Genomic DNA, 26,429 nt, shown 5'->3' on the forward strand with positions numbered 1-26,429 from the left:
GGTTAAAACGACTTGGTGGCAGGGATATGTTTAAGCAAATCCTTTATAGTCGCGATATTTAATCTTAAAGAAGATCACGTATAGCACAGGCACTATTAGCAAGGTGAGGATAGTCGCCACACCTAAGCCAAACATCACCACGGCCGCCATCGACTCAAAGAAGGCATCCGTGATTAACGGCAAAATACCTAAGATAGTGGTCACCGCAGCCATGCACACAGGGCGTACGCGGCTAACGGTAGAGTCAAAAACGGCTTGATAGGGCTCTTTACCTTCTGCTATTTCAATATTGATTTGATCTAGCAATACGATGCCGTTTTTCAAGAGCATACCCGATAAACTAAGCATACCCAGTAAGGCCATAAAGCTAAACGGCTTATCCAGTACTAATAGGCCAGAGGTGATACCGATTAGGGCTAACGGTACACAAGCCCAAATCACCAAAGGCTTACGCACTGAGTTAAATAGAAATACCGTAATCAAGAACATAAACAAGAAGCCCAAAGGCAAGGTTGCAAATAAGGCCGCCTGTGCATCTTGTGATGACTCGTATTCACCGCCCCATTGCAGCTCATAGCCATCAGGTAATTTGAGCGCCTCAATTTGAGGTTTAACCTGCGCAAATAAGGCCGCTGGCAATAAATCATATTCAAAGTCGGCGTCGGCGAAGACGGTCAGTGTGCGCTTACGATCTTGACGTTGAATGATCGGATCTTCAAATTTAACTTCAAAGCCATCAACGACTTGTTGCATAGGTATAAATGCTTTAAGAGCGGGGCTCCAGATACGCAAGCTTTCTAACGACTCGATATCAATGCGCTCTTCCTTGGGAAGGCGGCTGATAACGGGTAATAAGGAGGTTCCCTCACGATACAAACCAGAACTTAGGCCTGAAAAGGCAAAAGCTAGCGTGCTGTCGACATCGCGCTTGCTGATACCTAAACGTCGCGCTTGCGATTCGTTAAACTTAGGCTCTATGAACTTCACCCGCTCACGCCAGTTGTGACGTACGTTCACCGTGCCGGGGGTAGCATTAAAGATAGCCATTACCTCAACGCCAATGGCACGCAGCACATCAGGGTCAGCACCAACGATACGCGCTTCAATTTTCGCGTCGGTAGAAGGGCCTATTTCTAGACGTTTGAACTTATATTGCGCTTGTGGATAGTTGGTTTCTAGCTGACGACGTAGCGCAATCATAGTGTCGGCAAGATTATCAAATGTTGTAGTGCGTACCGCTATTTGCGCATAAGCGCCATAGTTTTTCTCCGGTGAATAGGTCAGAAGAAAACGTTGGAAACCTTTACCTACTGTGGTGGTGACAAACTCGATGTTATCAAGTTTGAGTGCATCGGCTTCCATTTTGGCGACGGTATCACTGGTTTGACGGATATCAGTGCCTTCAGGTAACCATACATCCACCAAGAATATTGGCGTGGTCGAAGGCGGGAAGAAGGACTGTTTGACCAAACCAAAGCCAGCCACCGATGCAGCAAAGGCGAGTAGCACCAACACAACGCTGGTCCATTTAAAGCGTAAGCACACATCGAGCAGCTTTTTATACAGGGTAAAGAAAGCGCCACCGTATGGGTCTTTGGTTTCTTCGCTTGTATTTACCTCATTGTCTTTAAAGAACAAATCTGCCAGAAATGGGGTGATGGTAATGGCGGTGATCCAAGATAAAAACAGCGAGAACAGCAGTACCCAAAATAGCGAGCCAGCAAATTCACCCGTTGAGTCAGGAGACAGGCCAATGGGGGCAAATGCGGCGATGGCGATAATGGTAGCGGCGAGTAATGGCCAAATAGTTTGCTTAACAATGCCTTGCGCTGCTTCTAGGGTGGTTTGGCCGCGCTGTCGGCCAATTAATATCCCTTCGACAACGACGATGGCATTATCTACTAGCATACCTAAGGCGATGATTAATGCACCTAACGAGATACGTTGCAGCTCAATTTCCGCCTGCAACATCAGCATAAAGGTGCCTAAACAGGTTAGGAATAAGATGATGCCGATAAGCACACCGCTCTTAAAGCCCATAAAGAACAGCAATACACCGACTACAATGACGACCGCGGCGATCAGGTTCCAAACAAAGCTAGCCACCGACTTATCGACCTCGGTAGGTTGACTGTACATGGTCTCGATGATCATGCCCGCTGGGCGTGCATAATCAATTTCAGTGATCTTGGCGATAACGGCTTTACCTACATCCACCACGTTAACGCCGGATGTAAAAGAAATACCTAAGTTAATCGCTTGATGTTGATTAAAGCTAATCAAGTTAGAGGGGATATCTTGATACCCTCGACTGACCGTCGCGACATCTTTTAGGTAAATAAGGTTGTTTCCTGAGGTTCCAGGAATCACGAGATCTTCTAATTCTTTAACTGACTTAAATGCCCCACTTGGGCGCAGGCGAATATTGTCACTGCTAATTCGAATATTACCCGCATCGGTCACCATGTTTTGCGAATTAAGTAAGCTCATGATTAGGCTAGGGTCAATATTAGAGCTGGCCAACTTATTTAATGAGATCTCAATGAATACTTGCTCATTTTGTTTGCCCGCAGCAGAGACCTTGCTGACCCCAGGAACGAGTTCTAGCTCACGACTAACATAGTCGACGTAATCGGCCAGATCTTTGTAGCTGTAATCCTTACCACTGATCATCAACATGATGCCAAACACATCGCCAAAGTCATCATTGACCATAGGTTGGCCAACGCCGGGCGGCAGTCTGCCCGACATATCGTTCACTTTACGGCGTAGCTCATCCCAGATTTGTGGTAGCTCATCGGGACCATAGATGTTTTTCATGGTCACGGTAACTTGAGACATGCCCGCTGTGCTTAGGGACTTAATTTTGTCGACATAAGGCAAAGCCATAATGGCTTTTTCGATCGGGTAGGTCACTTCCTCTTCCACTTCGGTTGAGGTGGCGCCGGGATACATGGTAACGACGATGGCGTCTTTAATGGTAAAAGGGGGATCTTCTAATTGGCCAAGGCCGGTAAAGGCAATGGTACCGCCAATCAGTAAAATAAGAATAAACATCCAACTGATGATGGTGTTTTTAATGAAATAGCCTGCAATATTCATGTGAGTGCTTATCCTTTTCTCAGCTCTACGGTTTGCCCTTCAACAAGACGGTTCACACCGCTGGCAATGATGGTATCCCCTGCGTTGAGTCCTTGTGTTACTTCGATCATGGATCCGGTGATCACACCTAAGGTGACCTGGCGTGCCGAGACAGTTTGGCTGTCGGCGTTATAAATCCAAACACTGGCTTTTTGCTCTGCTAACTTGTCACCATCGAGCATGGCGACAGCGCTGAGCGGAATGGTTTGGGCGCGCGAGTAGGTATAGGTGGCATCATTTAAGTCCACTTCAACTTGTGCGGGCATCCCTTCCAACACGGGGTATTGAGCGTTGAGTGGGACTTGTAAAGTAACGATATAAGTTTTGGTGGCGGGGTCTTTCTCGGTGTTCACTTCTAACGTGGTACCGGTAAAGGTTTGCTCAGGATAGGCATCGAATACCACTTTATATTGGCGACGCTGCTCATCGTATTCTTTGCGTTTTGATACTGCCAATAAGCTATCTGGTACCTGTACATCCACCTCGATAAATTCAATCTTATGCATGGTGAGCACTTCGGTTCCGGGCTGAATGTTGACGAATGAATCCAGCGCGACATTGCTGATGAGGCCGTCAAATGGTGCTCGCAACTCGGTGTAACTGAGTTGCAATTCGGCACTGCGGTGTTCGGCTTTAGCCACTAAGTATTGGGCGCGCATTTGATCGTATTCTGATTGCGCCATCAGTTTTTTGTCGAGCATTTTTTGTGCTCGCTGAAATTGATTGTAAGTCGATTGCATGCGAGCGCGGCGATCACTGAGGTTAACTTCGTAATCGCGTTTATCGAGCACGGCGAGTAAGTCACCTTGCTTCACTTGTTGGCCGTTGGTGACCAAGATATTGGCGATTTTGCCATCGACACGAAATGCCAGCTTGGTGAGTTCTTGCGCTCTCGCCACAGCATTAAATACCCGCTCTACTTTTTGGTCGGCTTGAGGAATTTGGTAGACGGCTACCATAGCTGGTGGCTTTTGTTGGATGCTCACCTCTTGGCATGCCATCAGCGACAAGCAGGTAAGTATTAAGGTCGCGCATTTTGTTAACTTCATCTTATAGTCCTCGCTCTTTAACCCAGCGCACGGCTTGTTGGCCATCTTGTAATTCGTTAGCGCCAACCGTAACTAACCAGTCACCGTCTGCTAAGCCTTCTACTAATCGACCTTCGGCCAAGGTAACCGCTACTTTTTCAACTTGCTGGGTGCTTTCATTTAGGCGAAAGACATAGTCTTGGCCATTTTCTTTCACTACCGCACTAGCCGGAATTTTTGGTTGTAGGCTGTCTGGGTTTGCAGGGAGATTAATTTTTACATCGGCGGCCATGCCAGGAAAGACATTGAGCTGCTCAGGCCGGGGTAAACGCAATATCACGGTGTAACTGCCGGTAGAGCTATCTGCCACGGTGCTAAGCTCGGTGATATGGGCTGGGTACCATTGCTCGCGGCTGGTAAATTGAACTTGCACTAGACCTCGGTCTCTGGCTTTGACTGGCTCAGCAGATGAAGCTGCGGCTTCCCTTGCATTGGTGTCTTGATAGAGACCGATGAATTGCTCAGGAAATTGAAAGTTTACATCCACTTGGTTATCGGTTTGCAAGGTGATGACGGGCTCTTTCGGCGCGGCAAACTCAAAGGCTTCTTTGGCTCTTGAGGCAATAATGCCATCGTAAGGGGCAATAAGTTTGGTATAGGATAGATCGTTATTGGTTTTATCCAATGCTGCTTGAGCTATCGCATAGTCACGCTTCACTTGGTCAAAATCATTACGAGAAATGACGCCGCGTTTGACTAGCTCTTGAGAGCGGTTGTAGAGCACCTTAGCTAGGTTGTATTGCGCCTGAGCGATATCGTGTTGCTGCTGATACAAGGCGGAGTCCAATTCTGCCAATATGGCTCCCGCCTTGATACTTTGTCCGGGATGGACATATATTTTACTGATCTCACCACCGACTTGAAAAGACATGACAGCACGGTTGGAGGCCTGTACTTCACCAGGCAAAATGCGGGTTCGTTGCGAATCTGCAAGCGTGATTTGAGTTACTTTAACTGGGCGCTTTACTGCTGTCGGTGGATTTGAATTGTCTTGACCGCATGCGGTCAGCACCAAGATGCCAGCGCAGAGGAGTAATGCGCTAAGTCGGGCTGTGTTTTTCATGTCCATGTCCGTGTTGAGTTGATTAAGAAAAGATAATCGCTAGTTGGGTAGTCAGTTTACTGAAAATCATAGAATATTTATAACGCATAGATGAATTTTGTGGTGTTAAATTAATTCAAGTCAGGTTTAGTGAAGGTTCTTGCGGGGCGCAACTCGGTTAATCAACCAATTTAGCCTTGCATCCAATTAATTTAATAAGAAATTTCTGTCTAACTCACATTTTTACTGTCTGGGTATTTCAATCCATGCTTTCGTTGTCAAAACCTGCTTCAATAAAGTTATTGCTATCATCGAGAGTAGTTATGATTGTTGTTCGCGCATTATTGGTCATTTTTATGGCCGTGGTCACTGGCTTTGCCTTGCCATATTGTTACGCCTTTTTGAACATAAGTTATGTTCAGGAGGTACAGGTGTGGCTGGTTACCAATAAGGCGTTAGTTTCGCTACTCGGGCAATGGTTTTCAGGGGCCTTAGCCGAGCAGGCTATGTATTGGTTGGTCGTGACGGTGACCGCCAGTGTTTACGGTATATTGTTTGGCGCCATTTTGGGCTTGCTCATCGGCTTCTTACATTCGGGGCGATTGTTTTTTTACGTCAGTCTCTGGTATCCGGTACTGTTCTTTTGCAGTGCTTTTTTCCCGCCCATTTTAACGATTCAAATTGATGGCTACCCATTAATTAAACCTATTGAGGCGATCGGCCATAATTGGCAGCCGACGCTTGTTATATTGTTTTCGTTGTTTTGTTTGTTTTTTGCTTTATTTCGCGGTTTTAGTGATTCAGAAAAGGAAAAACCGGAACAAGCCGATTATTTATTTCGTTAGCTAGATGCTTGATGAGAAGGGCGCGAGCTTAGCGGAAAAATGAGGCTGTGAGACGCGCAAATTTTTGCCATAATGGGGCTAATTTTGTGCCGTAAAATGAGTGAAATATGAACCAGATATCCTTTGACCTTGCCCGTTTACAAGCCATGCTCAGTGAGGCTGAACAAGCTTCACTATTGACTCCAACATATGATGATTTATGGAATCCGGCCTGTTATCCCGGCGGTGAGTTGGTTAATGAAGACGGCCAAACCGAAAGTGAAGTGGTGCTGAGCGGCGGCGAATTTTGGCCTGATTGGCAACATATAGAGCAAGATAAAATTAAACCTCAGTTGATTTTGATGGCGGAAGGTATACACGGAATTTATATCATCAATAATGTTGGTGGTGACGTTTCCCCTATTCAACGTAACATGATCTGTTACGCCAAAGGTTTCAATCCAGAGCAGCATCCAGATCAAATGAGTAAGCAAGTTAAATTATTTGGTAAAGACGGCCATGCCTTTGTGGTGCCAACAAAATGGTTAACCTTGGCGGCAGAGGCGGGTAAAAAATCACTGGTCATCGATGTGAGTGACAGTGAATGTGAGCTCTCACTCAACTAACTCACACTCAATTAAGGAAATACCATGCAGCTATACACTAATGTACCAAGCGAAATGCGTAAAAGTGCCAAAATTGCAGCGATATTACTGATGTTGATTGGTGCATTGGCAATCATTTTACCGGTCTATTTTGCCACTCTATCGGTGATGATTCTGGGTTCGGCCTTGTTATCATGCGGTGTATTAGGTTGGCTGTACAATCGCTTTTTGAATCGCTCAGGGATCACCGAAACCAGTAATTTGATGCCGATTATGTTTGGTTTACTTGGCTTATTGTTGCTGCTGGTGCCTTCCTTAACCTTATCTGTGGCAGGGTTAATTATTGGCGTGGGATTGATTTTTTCTGGGGTCATGGGGTGGTTGGTTGAACGCCGTATTGTAAACCCTTCTTTTTGGTCGCAATTGCGCAACGGTATCACCGCTTTATTAGGTTTGGTGTTGATTTTGTCAGGTGCGACCGGTGCTGCTTGGTTGATTGGCGTGTTATTTGGCCTGAACACCTTGATTGCAGGGGCTAATGTTTGGATAACGGTCGAAGGTCAAACGCGCGACTCTTAGTTGATATTGGGAATTATTTTCATTAAAGTTGTACCTATTCGTTTCACTTATAGGTGCCACTAATGAAAGCGATGAACAGTCAGTGTCAGCAAGATCGCCTAGCGGCGCATGAATCGAAACATAAAATCCAGCTTGAAATCGATCAGGCGACTTTAGCTCGTTTATTTGCCCAAGGCCATTTATGTGCTGCGCAAATTAATTGCCTTAATTTGTCTTCTAAGCAAGCCGTTTGGCAATTATGTCTGCAAGCTTGTGGTCATTGTGTCGAGGTTCAAGGGGCGAGGGATGGCGAGCCTAAAGCCGAATCATCTTTATGGCAGCACTTACCGCCCATAGTGTAATTATTTTGGGTATAAATATATGCCTTTACGTTCCTTGAAAACCCCTTATCTGACCTGCCTATCTTCTGATTAACAACTATGCTTGAAGCTAGCTTATTTATTGAGCTGGTTATTGCCTAACGTTGTCGTCATTGCAATAAAACTGTCTTGATGCTGCGGCAAGATAAAGCAGCTTGTTTTGGCCCATGTTTATAGCGACTGGAGATGTGTTTGTGCCTCATTTAGTGCTCGAATATTCACATAATCTTACCCATACCTTCGACTCAGAAAAACTGTTACTTGCCCTACATCAAGAGGTGGTGAGTAGTGAATTGTTTGCTGTTGATGATATTCATGTGCGTAGTCAAGACTACCACCAATATCTAGTTGGAGGACGTTTAGTTAGCTTTGTTCACTTAGCGGTTGTGGTTGAGCCAAGACACGATTTTGGTGAAAAGAAGCGATTAGCAAATGCCTTATTAGCGGTCTTAGCAAGCACTTTTCCAACCGTGACTCATGTTGATGTAGAAATGCGTGAAGCCGAACATAGCTGTGTTGGGCAACGCAGGGTGTCATTGCAAGCGGTTGATAAAGAGCGGGTGTATTGCAATTAGTCAAGGCGTCTTAGGCTAGGGCTAAGACGCCTTGGTTGGCTTACAGCTGGCTATTAAATGTTGGGCTTAAAGGCTGTAGGCTGGCCTCGAGCACCGCAACGCCATTAGGCAGGTCGACTTCTTTGCCAAGCGCCTTCATGCTTGAACCAAACGCATGCACGGTACGGAACAAGTTATGGGCGCGGCTTTGTTCACCCATTTGGCCAATACGCACTATGTTAGGGCCAAACGAGCCTGAAATTTCAACCTTGTAGTGGCTCGACATAAAGTTGAGCAGCTCCATTGAGTTAATTTGCTCGGGTACATTAATGCCAACCACAGAGTTTAATCTAGCTTGCTCTGGCACATATAACGATAGCCCCATGGCTTCGATACTGGCTTGCAGTGCGCGCGAACAAATTAGATGACGCTCGAAACGTTTTGGTAACGTCTCATTACAAACTAAGCGTAAAGCTTCGTGTAGCGCTAAAATACCAGAAACCGGTGCGGTGTAATGATACGACTTTTTATACCAAAATTGGTCTGCCAGCTTGGCATCTAAACACCAATGGCGCAGGGTTTCTTTGCGATTCGAAATGACTTCCCAAGCTTGATCGGAAAAGGCAACCAGCGATACCCCAGGGATAGATGATAGGCCTTTTTGTCCCCCTGTAATAACCGCATCGATATGCCATTTATCCATTTCTAGCGGCATGGTGCTAAGGGTACAAACAGCATCAACAATGACCAAGCAGTTGTGCTTTTTCGCCAAGGCACAAATTTCCGGTAACGAACGGTTAAACACCGTGTTTGAGGTTTCACCTTGTACTATGGTGATGACCCTTGGCTGCAGCTCTTCAATCAGTTTGGCCACTTCTGCAACATCGGCAAATTCGCCATTAGACACGGTATAGCGGGTGACATTTGCTTGAGCGCGTGCGGCCATTTCTGCTAAGCGCGAGCTAAAAAAGCCATTACAAATACTTAATACCTTGTCATCGGCTTCGACTAGGTTAACGATCGCCATTTCCATGGCGGCAGAGCCGGGGCCTGCAACACCCAGAATATGTTGTGACTCGGTTTGAAACACATAGCGAGCCATGGCTTTGACTTGCTCAATGATTTGCGCCATGGTGTTGCCAAGGTGATTGATCACGATAGAGTTCGCCGAGGCTACCTTGGCCGGAATAGGAACTGGTCCAGCCCCCATCATCAGCAGAGGTTCATCGGGTAGAATATTGTCCAAAGGTACGATATTAGGCACTTGGATATACATGATGTTGGGTCCTTAACCGGCAAGATCAGCGTAAAGTAACAAAAAGTTGTTCATTTTAGCTGGGAATGCGGCTTAGGTTAAAGCCAATATGCATTGAAAATGGTATAAATGGCGAAAAGACTGTGGGTAAAGTCGGAAAATTCATCAAAGAGTATTCGCGGCTAAATATCATTTTCATTATACTCACGTAATGTAGAGAGGTTTAATCAGGGACGAACATGGCTAACTCGCAAAAACCAGAATCATTACCATACCTAACGCCAACACAGGTTGCCGAGAAATTTAAAGTATCCCCCATCACAGTAAGACAGTGGTCCAGCAGTGGTAAGCTGAAGTGCCAGACTACACCGGGTGGTCATCGTCGCTATTTACCTGAAGATGTTGCTGAGTTTGCTAAAAGCGCAGGTATTTCTCTCGATGAACTTAGCTCAGGGCCGTGTCGCATCTTAATCGTTGAAGATGACTCTCAGTTATCCCATTTGTTGCAAGAGTTTGTCAGCTCTTTTGACGATTCATTTGAAGTGTATTTGGCTGAAGATGGTTTCAGAGCGGGTGAAATGTTACACACCATGAAACCTGATCTTATCCTACTCGACCTAATGATGCCGGGGATGAATGGTTTTGAAGTTTGTGAGCGAATCAAACGTAATCCAGCCACGCGCAACATTAAAGTGGTCGCGATGACGGGCTTTAGCTCGGAGCACAACGTAAATCGAATTTTGCATGCGGGTGCTGAAACTTGTTTGAAAAAGCCGATAGATTTTGCTCTATTACGTGAAATTTTGGCGCAATGCCAAGGTCAAAAATCTGCCTAATTTAGCGGTTTAGGGCAACTAGAACGGTGTTTGTCGCCGAGCTTAAGGTATGTCCATGTCGAGAATAAATAATCTGCATTGGGTTGCCGTGATCCTGGTTATCATGGCCATCGTGATAGTGGTTCAAGGCATGTTGTTGTCTGCCCTGCAACAAGATGGCCAAGCCCGCTTTGGCCAAGCGATGGCATTGCTGGACGACAACGGCGCTCAAGTAGAACAAGCATTGCGCGTCGATTTGGCTAAGCGCCCTATTCAAGTCAAACAGGCCGTTGTCTCGGCCATGTCGCTTAAGGGGCTGCGCAAAATCATCGTGTTAGATGAAACCGGTCGGGTTATCTTCGCTAACAACAGCATCTGGTTACACCACCAAATTCAAGATTTATCTGATTATGTGCCTGCACTTGCGGCTAACTCTCGGCTTGCTTTTGAGAAACAATTTCAGGTCAGTCATGATGGTCGTTTGCTTTATTACACTAAGCAGCTTGATTTGCCTTATCCCTCACCAACGGCTCAGGTGAAATTATTTTTTGAGTATGAGTTTTTAGAGCCAGCCATTCCGTTCGAGTTTATTGGTAGCCTAACCCTGTCGCCCAGCGCGATGGCGTTTATGCTATTTGTGATTTTATTTGTGGGCTGGTTTTATCGCGCTTCCTTGTTACCTCTAAATCGTTTATCTCAGGCGCTACAAAATTATGGCAAGAGCAAAGAGCGTCTATATCTTGAAGAGCAAGGGACTAGCCAGATCCGTCGTTTAACCCGTCTCTTTAATAATATTCACCATCGTCAGACGCGTGCCAGACGCCAAGCGCAAGAGCAATTACAACAGCACTTAGCTATTTTTTCAGCCATTGATGATGGAGTTATTTTACTCAGTGAAAAAGGCCACGTGTTAGCCTTAAACCCCGCTGCTTGTCGCTTGTTTCAAGCCAGTGAAGCATCACTAATCGGCTGTTATGTTTCTCAGCTGCCGGGTAACGCCATTAATCTCAATAATGCGTTTAAGCAGGTACAAAAAGATGGCGTAGCGACTGAGTTTAATGCGCAATTGAGCTTTATGTTTGACTCTTCTATGCGCCATGTTGCGGGTCAAGTGAGTCGCATCAATGCCGAGTCACCTCAGTATTTGGTTTGTATGCATGACACCTCTCCCGAGCATTATCTAGAGGCCGCCATCGCCAGCTTATCGGTAGTGGAAGCCAGTACCGATCCCCTTACGCATATTTGTAACAGTGTCGCGAAAGCATTAAAAATGCCTTGGGTGTACATAGTAAGGCGTGAATCTGGCAGCGACCGCCTGTACTTATTGGCTGGCTGTCAGGGGCAGCAATTTCCTGGCCAAGCTGATCTTGCATTTAGCCCACTTTACGAGCTGTTTCATCAGGGTGAAATGCTGATGATGGGGGAGAAGGTTAATCAAGTATTTGCCAGTGATCCATTCGTTAAAGCACAGCACCTAAAAGCATTTTTCGCCGTTCCCTTACATGATGAGAAAGGGCAAGTTACAGCCGCATTATGTGCGATGCATTTTAAGAAATCGGAGTCACATACGGCGCGAGATCTATTGCGTATCGCGGCGCGAAGAGCCGAGCTAGAAATGCAGTACAAGGCACAAGACAAACAAATTCGCGCTTCTGATTTATCGTTGCGTCAATTACTTGATAACGTGCCGCATATGATCACCATGCGCGATCAACGCCATCAGGTGCAATTAGAAAATTTAGCCGCCAGACAATTTCGTCAGCAGTTGGATGAGCAACAGATTAATAATTTAACAGCACAATCTGTGATGCTTGCTGAAAAGGTGAAGCAAGGTAAGACGTTACGAGAGATCCGCAAAAATACCAAAAGCTCAGGTCAGTTGTGTTTTCATGAGGTGGTGTGTTCGCCATACCATCAAGTCAACAGTCAACAAGAAATGACCTTAGAGGTGGCGACGGATGTCACCGAGCTGATGCAAGCGAAAACCACCTTACAGCGCAAGGTCAATATATTAGATGCGCTTAATGAAGTGCATCGGATCTTGGTTACTCAAGATAACCAAGCTAAGTTACTGCACGAAATTTGTTATATTTTGGCGCAAAAGCTACATTTTCCTTTAGTTTATGCCGCCCAGTTGGGCGCAGGTGATGAACTTGCCCTGCATCTGGTTGCTGCCATTAGCGAGCTTGAATCAGTTAACAGCCTAGTGACAGATTATTGCTTTGATGATGTTGGGCTATTTGAGAAATTGTTAGAAACTCAAAATGTTCAACGCATCAATAACTTGCTTGAATATAGATTGTCCAATGCATCTCATCGTTTGGTCAGCAAGGGGCTGAGGTCTATGATGGCCATCCCAATCCAATGTAATGGTAAAGTGACTCATGCTATTTGTATCTACGGTCCCAATCCCGATCACTTCGACCAAGATGATGAACTGATTTTTAATCAGCTGGGCTTAGATTTATCACTGGCCATAGAGCATCAGCAGACCACATCAACTAAACGCCAGCTTGAATTGCAATTAATGCAAACGCAAAAGATGGAAGCCATTGGTCAATTGACGGCAGGGGTCGCTCACGATTTCAACAATATTTTAGCCAGTATTTTAGGCTTTACCGAACTGTCGTTAATGCGGGTGAGCTTAGAAGAGGAAAAAATCGCGGATTACTTAAAGCAAGTGATTACCGCAGGCAAACGCGCCCAAGATCTTGTGGCACAAATGTTGGCCTTCAGCCGACCTGGCGATCAATTTCACCAAGCCGCTGTGCCGCTAACCTTGGCGATGGCGTTAAAAGAAGGCTGTCGTATGTTGACGGCCACCTTGGGCAAGGATATCCAGTTAGATTATCAAATTGGTCGTAATGCTAATCAAGCCGTGGCGATCACGCCGACAGAATTCCATCAAGTGTTGATGAACTTAGTGCTTAATGCGCGAGATGCGATGAATGGTGAGGGCGAAATTCGGGTTCGTTTAGATCATTTAACCACTGCCAATGAGTCATTAGAGTGTCGCTCTTGCCGTGGTCAATTCCAAGGCGAATTTTTAGTGCTGACGGTGACCGATACCGGCTCAGGCATGGAAGAAGCGGTGATCCGCAATATCTTCTCGCCGTTTTACACCACCAAAGAAGTGGGCAAGGGAACAGGCATGGGGCTCTCCGTTATCCATGGTTTAGTCCATAACTTAGGTGGTCACATCAGGGTGAAAAGCACCTTAGGTGAAGGCAGTGAGTTTAAGGTTTACTTCCCCATTAGTGCTGCTGTTTCTGTGGCCATCGAAGCGCCAGAGTTAAGCGTGTTTAAATACCCGAGCCTGCGCAACAAGCGGGTGCTATTAGTTGATGATGAGACCAGTATTTTAGAGTTTTTAACCGACTTATTGACGGCAGCAGAGGTGAAAGTGAGCGCCTTTAGTGATGCTCCAGAGGCATTTGAGGCCTTTATGGCTGCGCCGCAATCATTTGATATTGTGGTTACCGATATGATGATGCCAAGAATGACGGGGTTAGAGCTAGCGCGCCGGATCACTGAATACAATACCTTGTTGCCCGTGGTGGCGATCACCGGTGATGACATTGCCAATTTGGCTTCTGAGCAGAATGTATTTGTTGCCCAATTGGAAAAGCCGTTTTCAGCGGCGCTGTTTATGGAAACTTTAGCGGACTTGTTTACCCCGGTATCGGCCTAGCGGGATCTGTTTTGTCAAGCGCTCCCGCCGATTGCAGCGGGAGCTATTATATTCAAGTTACGTCTAGGTGCAGGTAAACGCGACCTTGATGGCGAGGCCGCCTTGCGAAGTCTCGCGGTATTTGGCGTTCATATCTTTCCCCGTTTCATACATAGTTTCGATCACTTTATCTAACGAAATCCGCGCTTCTGAGTTACGGCGCAGTGCCATGCGTGAAGCATTAATTGCCTTCATCGAAGAAATAGCATTTCGTTCAATACAAGGAACTTGCACTTGTCCGGCGACAGGGTCACAGGTTAAGCCTAGGTGATGCTCCATTGCAATTTCCGCCGCTGCAGTGACTTGCATTGGGCTGCCGCCCATGAGTTCGGTTAAGCCTGCCGCTGCCATCGAACAAGACACGCCGATCTCACCCTGACAACCCACCTCGGCACCTGAAATCGAGGCGTTGCGTTTATATAAAATGCCAACCGCTGCACACGCTAAGAAGAAGCGGGTGTATTGCTCGGTGCCTACCGGCTCAATAAACTTATCGTAATAAGCCAAAACCGCAGGAATGATACCTGCTGCGCCGTTAGTCGGGGCGGTGACTACTCGGCCGCCAGCGGCGTTTTCTTCGCTCACGGCCAAGGCAAACATATTCACCCAATCTATGATGATCATCGGGTCAACGTTGTGGTGCCCAGCAGTAGATAGCTGGCGGAACAAGGTTGGTGCACGGCGTGGAACACGCAGCGGCCCAGCTAGTACACCTTCGGTGCGACAACCGCGATCTATGCCTTCTTTCATGGTTTGCCAGATCTTGCCAAATGCGGTGACTATGCTCTCACGGTCGCGTAAATGTAATTCATTGCGCATCATTAAGGTGCTGATACTTAAGCCATGCTCAACACATTGGTCGATAAGTTGTGCAGCTGAGTCAAAGGGATAGGGTACGGTGACATCATCAAGTACATCCTGGCCAAAGCTTTCGGCATCGACAATAAAGCCGCCGCCAATGGAATAGTAGGTTTTACTATAGGCCAGCTCGTCACCTTTATACGCATCTATCTTCATGCCATTTTCGTGTAGCGGCAGAGCTTGGCTGATAAAACGAATGGCGTCTTTTTTAAATTCAACCGTGTGCAGATGCAAACCGATAGGTAATTGCTCGTTGCTGGCAACGCGGTTGAGAAAATCAGGGATCATGTCCAAGTCGACATTATCAGGGCTAAAACCGCCTAGACCCAAAATAATGGCGGTGTCGGTATGGTGACCTTTACCTGTTAGCGCTAATGAGCCGTGAATATCCACGCTAATGCGGGTGATATCCTTAATCATGTGTTGTGCTATCAAATCATCAACAAACTGTTTGGCGGCTTTCATTGGGCCAACAGTGTGGGAGCTAGAGGGGCCGATGCCAATTTTAAAGATATCAAATGCGCTATACATAATAAGGTGTCCTTTACTGCTTTGGGACGAGGCATGTTGATATAACACACTAGCTCGACCCTTTATTATTGTAGTTTATGGCTCATTTTTTACCCTGCTAGTTGCAGTCATAGCGGGTTGCCATGACTGCATTTTGCTGGGTAATGACTCACTTGTGTTTAGGCTAGCAATTTAAAAATGATGGCTGAGATAGCAACTAACCCCATCACAGTGACAAATACGTTGGCGATAGAGCCTTGGTATTTCGCCATCGCGGGTACACGTTTAATCGCGTACATCGGCATTAGGAATAAGATAGTTGCTATGATTGGGCCGCCTAAGTCTTCTATCATGCCAAGCACGCTTGGGTTGATGATGGCAACAATCCAAAGGGTCGCGATCATAAAGCAGATAGTAAATAGGTTTACATGCTTTTTCTGTAGCGGTTTACCCATAGCTTTGGCTTGTTTCATGATGATGCCGTTCATGCCTTCTCTTGCACCTAGATAGTGGCCAAAGAAAGAAGAAACGATGGCAACAAAAGCAACAATGGGGCCAAAGTAAGAAATAAAGACGTTGTCATGTACGTTGGCTAAGTAAGAAAGCACAGGTAAGTTAGCGGCTTTGGCTTCGGCTAGCATTTCTGGTGATAGGCTAAGTACCACAGAGAACACGAAGAACATCACAAAGCCTAATAGCATGGCCGAGGTGCGTTTTAAGATGGCATCAGATTTAGCCACGGCAGCATCACCATATTGTTCACGTTGCTTGCGAGCAAAGCTGCTAACGGCAGGTGAATGGTTAAAGGCAAACACCAATACCGGAATAGTAAGCCATAGGGTAGTAGTGAAATCCATCAAGGTCGGCGCTTGGCTAATGGCAGCAAAGTTCCAATCTGGGATCAGATAAATCGACATACCCGCAAGAATGGCCACCAAGGGATAAACCAAAAATTGAGTGATTTTCAACATCAGTTTTTCACCGGCAATCATCACCGCCATCATGCCCATGATCAAGGTGATAGAAAGTAACCAACGAGGTAGCGATTCCATCCCCAGTTGCGCTGTCATAAAGCTATCTACCGTGTTAGTAATACTGACACCGTAAATTAAAACAATCGGATAAATAGCAAAAAAGTACAGCAAGGTGATGAGTTTGCCCGCGCCTTTGCCAAAGTGCTCTTCAACCACATCGGTGATATCTGCCTTGGGATTTTTTGATGAAAGAACAAAACGAGAAAGGTTGCGGTGGGCAAAGTAGGTCATGGGGCCCACCAAGATAGCCATCGCTAATAAAGGCCAAAATCCGCCAAGGCCAGCATTAATGGGTAAAAATAAAATACCCGCGCCAACAGCGGTACCAAATAGGCTGAGTACCCAGGTAGTGTCTACCTTATTCCAGCGTGAAGCTGAGAGTGGCGCTGAATCGAGATTGTGTGCAGCGGTGCGGGTATCGAGCGCTGCGGCAGTGGTGGTGTTAGTTTCGGGCTTCATAGTTTCACCTTTTTGGGGCTGACGCGAATGAGATATGTGTTGGTTACACTTTTCTAAGTCGAACCACGATATGTTCGAAAGTGGTCTGCTTGATTAGGATTATATGAAGCGGGGTGTAGGCAGATAGTTAGGGAAAACCCGTAACCCCAGTTGGGCAGGTCTATATAAGGTCGAGATCGATGAAATAAAACCATTTTAAAACAATTGGTTAAATTATTTTGTTGAGCTTGCTAGAATTGTACCCAAAGGATCTTTGTGAAGGATTTGTGATCCATCGCAAATTGGTAACGACCGGCAGGGAGGCGCAATGTTTATCGGTGAACTAGCAAAAAAAACCGGGGTAAGTATCAAGGCTATTCGCCACTATGAAGAGATAGGTTTGATTAAGACACCTTCGCGTGAAGGTAAATACCGCGTTTATGATGCCAGCTATGTGGATGTGCTAGCCATGATTAAGTTGGCTAAGCAGCTCGGTTTTAGTTTGGAAGAGCTAAAACACATTGCGGCGGCTAAAACCCAGCAAGGCTTAGTGCCGATGGATCTGTTGGTTGAGAAGATTGAGCAAAAGCGTCAGCGTTTAGCCCAGCAACAAGCCCAGATCCAAGCTCAATTACAAGGTTTAACCACGCTAGAACAAAGCGTTGCCAACTACAACGCTTGTCTGCTCGAAAATCTTACCAGCCTGAGTTAGTACCCGAGCTTGCTAAATATTTTGCATGGCTTGATGGTACATTTTAAGCACTGTATTGCGCGGCAGTAGGCGATTGAGAAACACGTAAAACTTGTTTTCACACAAGGGGATTTCCCTTGTCTTACCACTAAATAAGGCAGCCAAACCTAACTTGGCCACGCGTTCGGCAGAGGTGCGGTGTTTACCGGCAAAGGTGCCCTTGCCTGACTTGGCATTGTCTTCGCCCGCAAAGGTGAAAAAGCCGGTGTCGGTGCGTCCCGGCGATAAACAAGTGACCGTCACATTGTGGGGTTTAAGCTCCAACGCTAAGGATTCCGTTAAGCTAGCCACATAGGCTTTACTGGCTGCATAAGCGGCCATATAAGGCTGCGGCTGATAGGCGGCGGTGGAAGCCACATTCATCAACTGACCTTGGCCTTGTTTTATCATGCGCTCGGCAAAATAGCGGCTTAACTTAGTGAGAGAAATCATGTTGAGCTGCAACATGGCATCGATGTCTTGCTCTGCTAGGCTAAGGTGCTCGCCATACAAACCAAAGCCCGCATTATTTATGGCGACCTCTATCGACCCTTGATAGCTATCCAATTGAGCCAATAAATGGGTCAAACCTAGGCCGCTGGATAAGTCGGCAGTGATGGTCATGACGACATTATTTAACGACGTTTGCAGTTGGTTGAGTATGGCGGTATTGCGGCCATGCAAGATCAGACTGTAGCCTAATTCATTTAACTGCTTTGCAAATGCTAATCCTATGCCAGATGTGGCGCCGCTGATAAATGCTGTTTTCATAACTTGTTACCTATGTTGGTTGGGATGGGTTACAAGTCTAAGGTCTCCCCCATAGGGGAGAGTCAACGCCTATTTTCAATTAATTTGGTTTGGTTAATTAAGCTGTTGTCAGGTTTAAAATATTGATGTCTTACTTGGGTCTAAATCGATTAAAACTATCGCTTAATTAATTTATAAATTTAATTATAACGCTGCTATTTTTTGGGCTAGGAGTAGAAAGTAAGTCTATTTTACTATTTTTTGTTTTTAATTTGATGGTTGTAAGGGGGCTTCTTATACTGATTTCTTTATTTTTGATAAAAAGGTTTTGGTTTGAAAAAAGTCCTCGTTCTATCTTCGTTATTGTTTACGCCACTTACATTCGCCAATTCAGTGATCACCTTGGATAGTGATCAAGGTGATTGGATTGGAGGTGGCCAGTCACGCATGCTCAATAGTGATTTTACGAGCTCGATTGAAGCGGGAAAAATTACTATTTCTCACCCGAGTGGTTTTAATTTCACTTTTAGGCCCCCGAATGATCGTCACTTCGCCCCAGGTGCCTACCTAAATGCTGAGCGAGACGCCTTTAAAGGGCCATACAATGCGGGCATGACGGTGGGGTCAAGTGGTCGAGGTTGTAATCGAATCAGTGGCGAGTTTTATATCTATGAAATCGATTTGAATACTTCTGTTCCAAGTCTGGCGATGGATTTTGTTCAGTACTGTGACTCAAAGGATAAGAAGTTGCAGGGCAGTATTCGACTAAATAATGACGCGCTTATACCTTATCCATTGCCATTGGCTGTGATTCAGAAACGCTCTGGTCAATTGGTTGAAGGCAGCAACTTAGTGCTTGATGGCGCCCGTTCAAAGTCCAATACCAGCAAGATTGAAAGCTATTATTGGGAATACGTGAGCGGTCCAGCAGTGAGCATTCTTAGACCGACGGAAGCGACCACACCTGTTACCTTAGCTGATGATATTGCGTTGGGCGGTGAGGAGCTCACGATGAAATTATCTGTCACTGATGCCCAAGGTTTACCGGCCACGACCATCGAAACCTTCCATGTGGCGAGCAAAAGTGATCCTCGTTCCTATTTCACTATGCGCAGTGCTAGCGGTGATTATATTGGTCAGGGCAAAGTATGGAACTATGACCCCACCAATAGCGTGATTAGCGTTGGTAAAAACTATGATAACGGTGTTTCGGTTTCGATTCAGGGTAGTGAAAGATGGACTGCTGATTTTGCTGCTGCCGATGAGGCTAAGTTAACTTCAGGCAGCTATCTCGACGCCACTCGCTTTCCATTTCAAGCTACGGGCGAGGCGGGTTTAAGTGTGTCTGGCGACGGCCGAGGTTGTAATAAGAGTATCGGTAATTTTGAAGTATCGCAGCTAGTATGGAACAAAGACCAACCCGAGCAGTTTTCAGCTACTTTTGAGCAGCGCTGTGAGAGTTCTTCGGCGGTATTATCGGGGGAAGTGGCGGTAAACGCGCTGCATCCGAGTGTGCCACATGCCAATGCGGGTGAAGATATCACTGTGTTAGAGCATGAAATCGTTAATCTAAATGGCTCTGGTTCATTTGATAGATTAGGTGAACTAGCCTCTTATCAGTGGTCGGCGAATGGATTAAGTATTGAAAAAAATCAGGAATCTAGAGCTTTCTTGATTGCTCCAGCATTAGCCGATAGAGAGCAAAGTCAGGTTTTTGAAGTAAAACTGTTGGTGAAAGACAATGAGGGCTTCCAAGGGAAAGATACGGTTACAGTGACTGTATTGGCGAATAATAAAGCTCCTGTGGCCGTTAATGATCAGGTTGAAGTGGTGGCAGGTGAGGCAACGGAAATTGCCCCGCTTAGTAATGATGTAGACCAAGATGGCTCCTTAAAACTGGACTCCATTGTTATCCAACAACAGCCTAGATTTGGTACCGTCAGCGTTAATGCTCGGGGTGTGTTGACATATAAAGCAACAGACCAGGCTCAAGCCAGCGATCGAATTACGTATCTGGTGCTCGATAATGACGGTGTGGCGTCAAATATCGCCACCATTGAAATAGTGATTAAGGCCAAGAATGTAGAGCCGAACTGGCCTGAATTTGTGCTTGGTAAAACCTTAGTCAAGAACGGTGAGATCGTTGCGTATCAAGGCAGCTGTTATCAAGCTAAAAATAACCCCAGTTTGTGGGAAGCGCCGAAAGCCAATTCATGGTTTTGGGATCAAATTGCCTGTGATACCAGTGTTGACCCAAACGAGCCTGATACTCTAGCGTGGCAGGCAAATAAAGCCTATAGCGCAGGTGATATTGTGGTCTATTCGGGAGTTAAGTTTCAAGCTAGATGGTGGACCAAGGGCGTTCAGCCTGACCTTTCTAATACTTGGGGGGTTTGGCAACAGTTAAACTAATTCATTCATCAGTGTACAAAGGCCACCTGTCAAGCAGATGGCCTTTTTTTAGCGGAATCTCTCTACAGCGTGCTTTTTGGTGGAATAGCCACATTGGCAAATACCAAGCCTGCTACCAAGGACATAAAAATCAAAAAGGTTTGCGAGCCTAGGTTGGGCACGTTCACTATGGATTCACCTAATACCAGGCTGTTTAAGCTGATATAGGTTTTACTGCCGGGCACCAGTAACACGATACCTTGCAGTAAAACCACAGAGGCAGGTGACTTGGTCCAGCGCGCATACAGGTTGGCGTAAATACCGACGGCAAAGGCACCGATAAAGGGGCCTAGGGCTTCACCTAAATACAAACTGCCCAACAAGCTGGCCGCGTAAGCGACAAACCCCGCTAAGATGCCCCAAATGATGTCTTTTTTGCGTACTTTAAACACCACGGCAAGGCCTGCTGAGAGTAACAAAACGCCGAGCCACTTAACCCAAAATGGCATTACCTCTGGGCTTGGATGAAGCGCTTGGCCCCAGCAAATAGCGCCGATGGCCATGCCGAGCACCGCACCAAAGTAGAGTTTAAATAACACCATGCTGGCGTCCATTAAACGCGCCGTGCCAGACACCAGTTCGCGGGAGGCTAATTCACTGAGTGCCATGGTAAGGGATAAACCCGGAATAAAAATAATAATGGCGGATAACACTGCGACCGAGACATTTAGCTGTGTTTCAAATGTAGCGATGCCCATGGCCAAAAACGCTGCAGAAAGCGCCACCAGTGGTTCAAGTGAATCTGCAACGCGACGTGAATACTCAGCGCGCAGCACAAAAAAGTAAACCACTAGGCTAAGCACTGCTGACCAAAGGGTGGTCGGCCAATTACTCGACATCAACATAGCAAAAGCCCCGCCACTGGCGGCATAGGCAAGAGCGACCCAAAATTGGTGGTAAGGGTTGGGCTTATTTTGTATTTCTTTTAGGCGAATCAGCGCTTGCGTGAGGTTCATATCGGTTGTTTGCACTTGTTGCACTAAATCATTGGTGCGAGCCAAGCTGCCTAAATCAATCTCACCGGGTTTTACCCGCACAATATGGGTGCTTTCGATGGGTTGATCATCGGGGTTATCGGTAGGTTGCCATAACACAAAGGTAAGGGAGGTCGGCGTGACCAAAAATGAGCCTTGCAATCCCATGGTTTCAGCAACACTTTTTAGATGAGCCTCTAGGCGATACGCGGGCGTTCCGAATTGGTGTAATGCCTTGCCCAGCTTAATGATAAAGCGACATTTTATATCGTAGGAGTTTTGGCTCATGGTGAGAGATATGCCTGATAACGAGTTCTGTATAAGCTGATTTTAGCTAGACTTTTATGCCATTAATACCTCTAAATGTTAGGGATTTAAGCTGAACATGATCGAGTACAGGCTATTTCTTTTTTATGATGTTAGGTTTAACTCAAATGAGTCATTTGGTGCCAAGTAAGATGCGTAATAATCCCGTGAATTTAATCCTGAGCTTACTGTTTAATCGCTCGGCGATGTTGTCGATGATAGTGCCCGCGATGCTTTATGTGGTGGTGTATCGCTATCTGGGACTTAGCGCTGCGGTGCTGATCACTGGGCTTTATGGTTTAGGTATCAGCTTAGTGTTGAAATCTTTGGGCTATCTCGCCTTGGCCTTTGCGCTATTTGGTTTAGTTGAGGTGGTCATAGTGACCTTAGCGCCTGCGGCTTGGCTGGTGGATTTGGTCTATTTCAAAATGGTGCTAGGGGCAGTGCAGTCGGTGCTGATATTTATGGTGTTTGCCATCCTAGGTAAACCGATCCCGCAATTATTTGCCGAAGCTGGGCAGCCGGATTTGTTGAACTGGTCTTTTAGTAAAACCGCTGCCTATCGGCGCGTGTGGCAGCAAGCCAGTGCTATTTGGGTGTTAGGTTACAGTATCAAAGCACTGATTTTATGGTGGCAATACCCAATCTCGGAATCGACCGTAGCGGTGTTAAATGTGGCTTTAGGTTGGCCCGTTCACGCCAGTTTATTAGTGATAAGTGTACTGTTTGTTTATCATCAGTTTGGACAGGCTCATTTGGCTACTCAAGCGGATGAAGGTGAGCACCAACCTTAAGCGCACTCTAGGCACCTTCAACTATACTTGAATCAGTCGTACTGGATATAAAGGTGAGCAAGATGGCTGATTTTGTTGAACAGCTTAAACGCAAAGAGCGAGCCGAAGAAGATATCTACTTTGCCAAGCGCGACAGGGAATTGATCGAGCAATTCAAGCAGCGCCAACGCCTTGCGGAAGTGCCCGATGAGCTTATCGAAGTCGCCAATAACAACCTAGAATACTAGTCATTTAAGCTGGGTGGCGAAAATTGGGCTCTGGCTTGATCAACGGCCGTGCGGCTATGGCATTCAAGGCTATGATCGTTAATCAAGCCCATGGCCTGCATAAAGGCAAATGCGGTAGTGGGGCCCACGAATTTCCAACCGCGCTTTTTTAATGCCTTCGCCAGCGCGACAGATTCGGGCGTGGTGGTACGACTTTGCGGTGGGTAATGCGCACTATCTTTAGATTCAAACTGCCAAAAAAAGGCCGCCAGTGAGCCTGCCTCGGCAACCAGCTCTTGGGCGCGTTTGGCGTTATTGATGACAGCTTCAATCTTACCGCGATGGCGCACTATGCCAGAATCTTGCAATAAACGGCTGACGTCTTGCTGATCAAATTGGGCAACGCGATTAAAATCAAACTGAGCGAATGCCGCGCGAAAATGCTCGCGTTTATTTAAGATGGTGCGCCAGCTTAACCCAGACTGAAAACTTTCTAGACAAATTTTCTCAAACAAACGCTGGTCATCGGCAACCGGAAAGCCCCATTCCTGATCATGGTAAGGAATAAACTCGGCGACGCCGGAGCACCAGTGACAACGTGGTTTAGCGTCATCGGCGATAAAAATATCAGACATGTTTGGCTCACTGTGATTAGGTTGGTCTTCATACCTTAGCCTAGATTGATATAGTCATACAGTGACAATAGAGGAATCCAACGTATGAACAACACATTAGCAATAACCGGAGCCAATCGTGGCATCGGATTAGCGTTAGCCGAGCTTTATCATCAGGCGGGCTGGCAAGTGATTGGAATTTGTCGCCAAAGCTCGGCTGAGCTGGATGCGATTGCAACCCAGGTGATCAGTGACATCGACGTGACTTCAGATCAAGATGTCGCGCGGCTAGCGGCGCAATTACAAGGTCAACAAATCGATCTGTTGATCAATAATGCGGGATTATTGGCGAATGAAGTCTTAGGCCAGATAGATTTTGACAGCATGCGCAGGCAGATGGAAATCAATGCTTATGCTCCGCTGCGCGTCACCGAGGCGCTTTTGGGTAATCTCGTTCGGGGCAGCAAGATAGGCAATATTACCAGTCGGATGGGCTCGATTGCCGATAATGACTCCGGTGGTCGCTATGGTTATCGTGCTTCTAAGGCGGCGCTCAATGCCATCGGTAAATCGTTAGCGCAAGATTTAAAACAGCAGGGCATTGCCGTGGCGCAATTGCATCCCGGTTGGGTGAAAACGCGGATGGTTGGCTTTGGTGGCTTGATTAGTCCAGAGCAGTCGGCATTGGGATTGAAGCAAGTGTTAGATCAACTCACCCTCGAAAATAGCGGCGGTTTTTGGCATACCAACGGCGAACAGTTGCCTTGGTAAAAACCGATTATCGCTGATATCAAATAAGGCGGCTTGGCCGCCTTATAGTCATCCGTAACAGGAATTATTGTGCGCCCTTAACAAAGGCCACCGTCATTCCGATAAATAACATCCATGCAGCTAAGTAGATCATCGTTTTATCCTTCTTGCTCATTGGTGAGAGTCAATATAGCGCAAAGCTAATGAAATACTATTAGGGATAGTATGTAGCTGCTCAGTAATGACTTTTTTTGCGATGAAGAGAGATATTTAATTGCTGAAATGCATGCCAACTTGTTGAGTTGACATGGCTACAAGGGATGGTCAAATCAAGGTTAAATTTTAGCCAAGTTGTTTGGCGGATAATGGCGTTAACCCGCAAAGCCCAATTGGTTTTCGATTCCCGCAACCAATTGCGCCAAGCCCGCTTCATCCGCGGCGCTAAAGCGATCTAAGTGTGGGCTATCAATATCCAGCACGGCAACGGTGCGACCATTAACATTAATCGGCAGCACGATTTCAGATTGGCTAGCCGCATCACAGGCAATATGGCCGGGAAAGGCGTGAACATCGGCAATGCGTTGAATAGAGTTAGTGCTAAATGCTTTACCGCACACGCCTTTGTCTAAGTCGATACGCACACAAGCCACCTTGCCTTGAAATGGGCCAAGCACCAGCTGATCTTGTTTCAACAGATAAAACCCAATCCAATTAATTTCCTCAAGGTGCATATTTAATAAGGCACTGATATTGGCAAGGTTCGCGATAAGATCCGATTCGCCCGCAATTAAAGCTTGGGCTTGCTGGGTAAGTAGTGAGTAATCCGGTAACTGAGCCATTTGAATTCCTTGTCGCCTATCTAAAGCTGGGCATTACAGCATAAAACCCCACATTCGGGTAGGTGCTGCGAACCAAATGGCAAGGTGGGTAGATGTGTGGGACTGGTAGGAGCAGCAGTCATGCTGCGATAACTCTAGCGCCTCACCTGAGGAAAAAGATGGGGTCCTGTTACTTTTTGTTAATCCAACGGCTTAATAGTGTTATGAGATTTCGCTGGTGGGTGAACGCTGTTGTAATAGGTAATTAGCCACCTCGGCAACCTCGGGGTTGCTATCCTGCGCCAGTGCCAATAGTGCTTCTTGGCTAATCCACTTGGATTGCAATAAAAATAGTCTTTCGGCTTTTCTTCTAGAGTTGATAAAAAAGTTCATGGTGTTTTGGTTAATATGTTTATGTCTTGCCACATCGCGCCGTATCGATTTTTTATCGTACTTTAACAGCGCTTCTAAGATATACGCGGGGCAAGCAGGCAATTTTGCGTAAAAATCTAACGCAGAATGATAAGGGTCTTCGGGATAGTGATCTTTTAACTTGTCATAGATCGTTTCAATCTGTGCTGTGCTAAGGCGTTTATTTTGCACCAGCGGACGATCCCAATAGCCACCCCAGCATTCATCCATAAACTGCACCACATCATCAAAGGTGTACAAGGCAATAAAGAAGTCGATAAACAGTGGATCTTTAAAGCGACTGAAATGATGTTTTATCAGATCAAATGCTTTAGCTAGTCGGATACGGTTATCTAGCTGTTGTAACTGCTGGCATATCTGTTCGCTAGTTACACTGCCGCTAAATAAGCTGGTCATCAATGCTATTTCAGTGGTGGTTAATTTAATATCTCTTAATTTTCGTACCTCGCGGTAGCCATATTCGTATACCCAAAAGCACGGGCCACTGGCGGTTTCTACAAACTCTATTTTAAGTGTCGACATATGTTTTACGCTCTCTAGCAAGCCAGTCATGGCAGGTTAGCAGCCTAGCTAACTGTTCGCTCGAATTTCATTAAGTTATCAGCGTTAGTGATAGTGTTATTAGCGGATAACACAATTCACTTAAGCTTTGTTTATACTGTAATTTAAACCAAACTATGTCATAAGAACAAAGGCAAAAAAACGAAAAACGAAAAAAACGAAAAAAACAGGACAGGCACTTTGCTGCACTCACCAAATGGCATGACGT

General features: G+C 46.1%; 23 protein-coding genes. 12 read left to right on the forward strand and 11 right to left on the reverse strand.

The features are described from left to right. Positions 1-30 precede the first annotated feature (30 nt). Genes ACK8OT_RS16940 through ACK8OT_RS16950 form a run of 3 tightly spaced genes read right to left on the reverse strand, consistent with a single transcriptional unit; the run spans position 31 to position 5,292 of the window. Positions 31-3,102, reverse strand: coding sequence for an efflux RND transporter permease subunit (locus ACK8OT_RS16940; protein ID WP_410197692.1), 3,072 nt, complete (start codon positions 3,100-3,102; stop codon positions 31-33). A gap of 8 nt (positions 3,103-3,110) precedes the next feature. Beyond that, the gene (locus tag ACK8OT_RS16945; RefSeq protein ID WP_410197693.1) at positions 3,111-4,190 is read right to left on the reverse strand and encodes an efflux RND transporter periplasmic adaptor subunit; all 1,080 of its coding nucleotides are present in this window, start codon (positions 4,188-4,190) and stop codon (positions 3,111-3,113) included. 1 nt (position 4,191) lies between these two features. Then, positions 4,192-5,292: an efflux RND transporter periplasmic adaptor subunit gene (locus tag ACK8OT_RS16950; RefSeq protein ID WP_410197694.1), complete on the reverse strand. Its 1,101-nt coding sequence runs from the start codon at positions 5,290-5,292 to the stop codon at positions 4,192-4,194. 302 nt (positions 5,293-5,594) lie between these two features. Here ACK8OT_RS16950 and ACK8OT_RS16955 point away from each other — a divergent pair, with 302 nt between their 5' ends. From ACK8OT_RS16955 to ACK8OT_RS16975, 5 genes are all read left to right on the forward strand, one after another. Then, positions 5,595-6,116 carry a hypothetical protein gene (locus tag ACK8OT_RS16955; RefSeq protein ID WP_410197695.1) on the forward strand — a complete coding sequence of 174 codons (522 nt, stop codon included), beginning with the start codon at positions 5,595-5,597 and terminating at the stop codon, positions 6,114-6,116. Positions 6,117-6,223: 107 nt separating this feature from the next. After that, positions 6,224-6,721 carry a hypothetical protein gene (locus tag ACK8OT_RS16960; protein ID WP_410197696.1) on the forward strand — a complete coding sequence of 166 codons (498 nt, stop codon included), beginning with the start codon at positions 6,224-6,226 and terminating at the stop codon, positions 6,719-6,721. A gap of 24 nt (positions 6,722-6,745) precedes the next feature. Beyond that, entirely contained in the window at positions 6,746-7,279 is a 534-nt protein-coding gene (locus ACK8OT_RS16965; RefSeq protein ID WP_410197697.1) for a DUF308 domain-containing protein, read from the forward strand. A gap of 62 nt (positions 7,280-7,341) precedes the next feature. Further along, on the forward strand, positions 7,342-7,620 hold the full coding sequence (locus ACK8OT_RS16970; RefSeq protein WP_410197698.1) for a hypothetical protein: 279 nt from the start codon (positions 7,342-7,344) through the stop codon (positions 7,618-7,620). Between the two features lie 185 nt (positions 7,621-7,805). Then, on the forward strand, positions 7,806-8,213 hold the full coding sequence (locus ACK8OT_RS16975) for a hypothetical protein (protein ID WP_410197699.1): 408 nt from the start codon (positions 7,806-7,808) through the stop codon (positions 8,211-8,213). Between the two features lie 40 nt (positions 8,214-8,253). Here the strand turns inward: ACK8OT_RS16975 and ACK8OT_RS16980 are convergent, their stop codons facing one another. Then, positions 8,254-9,468 carry a pyridoxal-phosphate-dependent aminotransferase family protein gene (locus ACK8OT_RS16980; RefSeq protein ID WP_410197700.1) on the reverse strand — a complete coding sequence of 405 codons (1,215 nt, stop codon included), beginning with the start codon at positions 9,466-9,468 and terminating at the stop codon, positions 8,254-8,256. Between the two features lie 218 nt (positions 9,469-9,686). On the opposite strand from ACK8OT_RS16980, the gene ACK8OT_RS16985 reads away from it, so the two are divergent. Then, positions 9,687-10,283, forward strand: coding sequence for a response regulator (locus ACK8OT_RS16985; protein ID WP_410197701.1), 597 nt, complete (start codon positions 9,687-9,689; stop codon positions 10,281-10,283). Between the two features lie 55 nt (positions 10,284-10,338). Continuing rightward, positions 10,339-13,953: an ATP-binding protein gene (locus tag ACK8OT_RS16990; RefSeq protein WP_410197702.1), complete on the forward strand. Its 3,615-nt coding sequence runs from the start codon at positions 10,339-10,341 to the stop codon at positions 13,951-13,953. Between the two features lie 63 nt (positions 13,954-14,016). On the opposite strand, the gene ACK8OT_RS16995 is transcribed toward ACK8OT_RS16990, so the two are convergent. Together ACK8OT_RS16995 and ACK8OT_RS17000 are read right to left on the reverse strand one after the other, a co-directional pair. Then, positions 14,017-15,384 carry an L-serine ammonia-lyase gene (locus ACK8OT_RS16995; RefSeq protein WP_410197703.1) on the reverse strand — a complete coding sequence of 456 codons (1,368 nt, stop codon included), beginning with the start codon at positions 15,382-15,384 and terminating at the stop codon, positions 14,017-14,019. 158 nt (positions 15,385-15,542) lie between these two features. Continuing rightward, positions 15,543-16,856, reverse strand: coding sequence for a serine/threonine transporter (locus ACK8OT_RS17000; protein ID WP_410197704.1), 1,314 nt, complete (start codon positions 16,854-16,856; stop codon positions 15,543-15,545). A gap of 307 nt (positions 16,857-17,163) precedes the next feature. Between ACK8OT_RS17000 and ACK8OT_RS17005 the strand changes: the two genes are divergently transcribed. Further along, entirely contained in the window at positions 17,164-17,547 is a 384-nt protein-coding gene (locus ACK8OT_RS17005; RefSeq protein ID WP_410197705.1) for a MerR family transcriptional regulator, read from the forward strand. A gap of 12 nt (positions 17,548-17,559) precedes the next feature. On the opposite strand, the gene ACK8OT_RS17010 is transcribed toward ACK8OT_RS17005, so the two are convergent. Continuing rightward, a complete protein-coding gene (locus tag ACK8OT_RS17010) occupies positions 17,560-18,336 on the reverse strand; it encodes an SDR family NAD(P)-dependent oxidoreductase (protein ID WP_410197706.1) in 777 nt (258 codons plus the stop codon). A 312-nt stretch (positions 18,337-18,648) separates the two neighbouring features. On the opposite strand from ACK8OT_RS17010, the gene ACK8OT_RS17015 reads away from it, so the two are divergent. Continuing rightward, a complete protein-coding gene (locus tag ACK8OT_RS17015; RefSeq protein ID WP_410197707.1) occupies positions 18,649-20,727 on the forward strand; it encodes a PKD domain-containing protein in 2,079 nt (692 codons plus the stop codon). Positions 20,728-20,789: 62 nt separating this feature from the next. On the opposite strand, the gene ACK8OT_RS17020 is transcribed toward ACK8OT_RS17015, so the two are convergent. After that, positions 20,790-22,028: a threonine/serine exporter family protein gene (locus tag ACK8OT_RS17020; protein WP_410197708.1), complete on the reverse strand. Its 1,239-nt coding sequence runs from the start codon at positions 22,026-22,028 to the stop codon at positions 20,790-20,792. Positions 22,029-22,174: 146 nt separating this feature from the next. Between ACK8OT_RS17020 and ACK8OT_RS17025 the strand changes: the two genes are divergently transcribed. Both ACK8OT_RS17025 and ACK8OT_RS17030 read left to right on the forward strand, forming a co-directional pair. Beyond that, positions 22,175-22,840, forward strand: coding sequence for a hypothetical protein (locus ACK8OT_RS17025; RefSeq protein WP_410197709.1), 666 nt, complete (start codon positions 22,175-22,177; stop codon positions 22,838-22,840). A gap of 62 nt (positions 22,841-22,902) precedes the next feature. Continuing rightward, positions 22,903-23,067 carry a hypothetical protein gene (locus tag ACK8OT_RS17030; protein ID WP_410197710.1) on the forward strand — a complete coding sequence of 55 codons (165 nt, stop codon included), beginning with the start codon at positions 22,903-22,905 and terminating at the stop codon, positions 23,065-23,067. Here ACK8OT_RS17030 and ACK8OT_RS17035 read toward each other — a convergent pair. Continuing rightward, a complete protein-coding gene (locus ACK8OT_RS17035) occupies positions 23,064-23,681 on the reverse strand; it encodes a DNA-3-methyladenine glycosylase I (RefSeq protein ID WP_410197711.1) in 618 nt (205 codons plus the stop codon). The two genes, ACK8OT_RS17030 and ACK8OT_RS17035, sit on opposite strands and share 4 nt — an antisense overlap. A gap of 84 nt (positions 23,682-23,765) precedes the next feature. On the opposite strand from ACK8OT_RS17035, the gene ACK8OT_RS17040 reads away from it, so the two are divergent. Continuing rightward, on the forward strand, positions 23,766-24,431 hold the full coding sequence (locus ACK8OT_RS17040; protein WP_410197712.1) for an SDR family oxidoreductase: 666 nt from the start codon (positions 23,766-23,768) through the stop codon (positions 24,429-24,431). Between the two features lie 350 nt (positions 24,432-24,781). On the opposite strand, the gene ACK8OT_RS17045 is transcribed toward ACK8OT_RS17040, so the two are convergent. Together ACK8OT_RS17045 and ACK8OT_RS17050 are read right to left on the reverse strand one after the other, a co-directional pair. Continuing rightward, the gene (locus ACK8OT_RS17045; RefSeq protein WP_410197713.1) at positions 24,782-25,249 is read right to left on the reverse strand and encodes a GAF domain-containing protein; all 468 of its coding nucleotides are present in this window, start codon (positions 25,247-25,249) and stop codon (positions 24,782-24,784) included. A gap of 201 nt (positions 25,250-25,450) precedes the next feature. Next, complete coding sequence (locus ACK8OT_RS17050) at positions 25,451-26,182, reverse strand: hypothetical protein (RefSeq protein ID WP_410197714.1); 732 nt, start codon at positions 26,180-26,182, stop codon at positions 25,451-25,453. Positions 26,183-26,429: the final 247 nt, after the last annotated feature.

The organism is Motilimonas thetidivivens (genome assembly GCF_046452435.1).
In the GTDB taxonomy this organism is placed as follows: Bacteria; Pseudomonadota; Gammaproteobacteria; order Enterobacterales; family CBDFNC01; genus Motilimonas.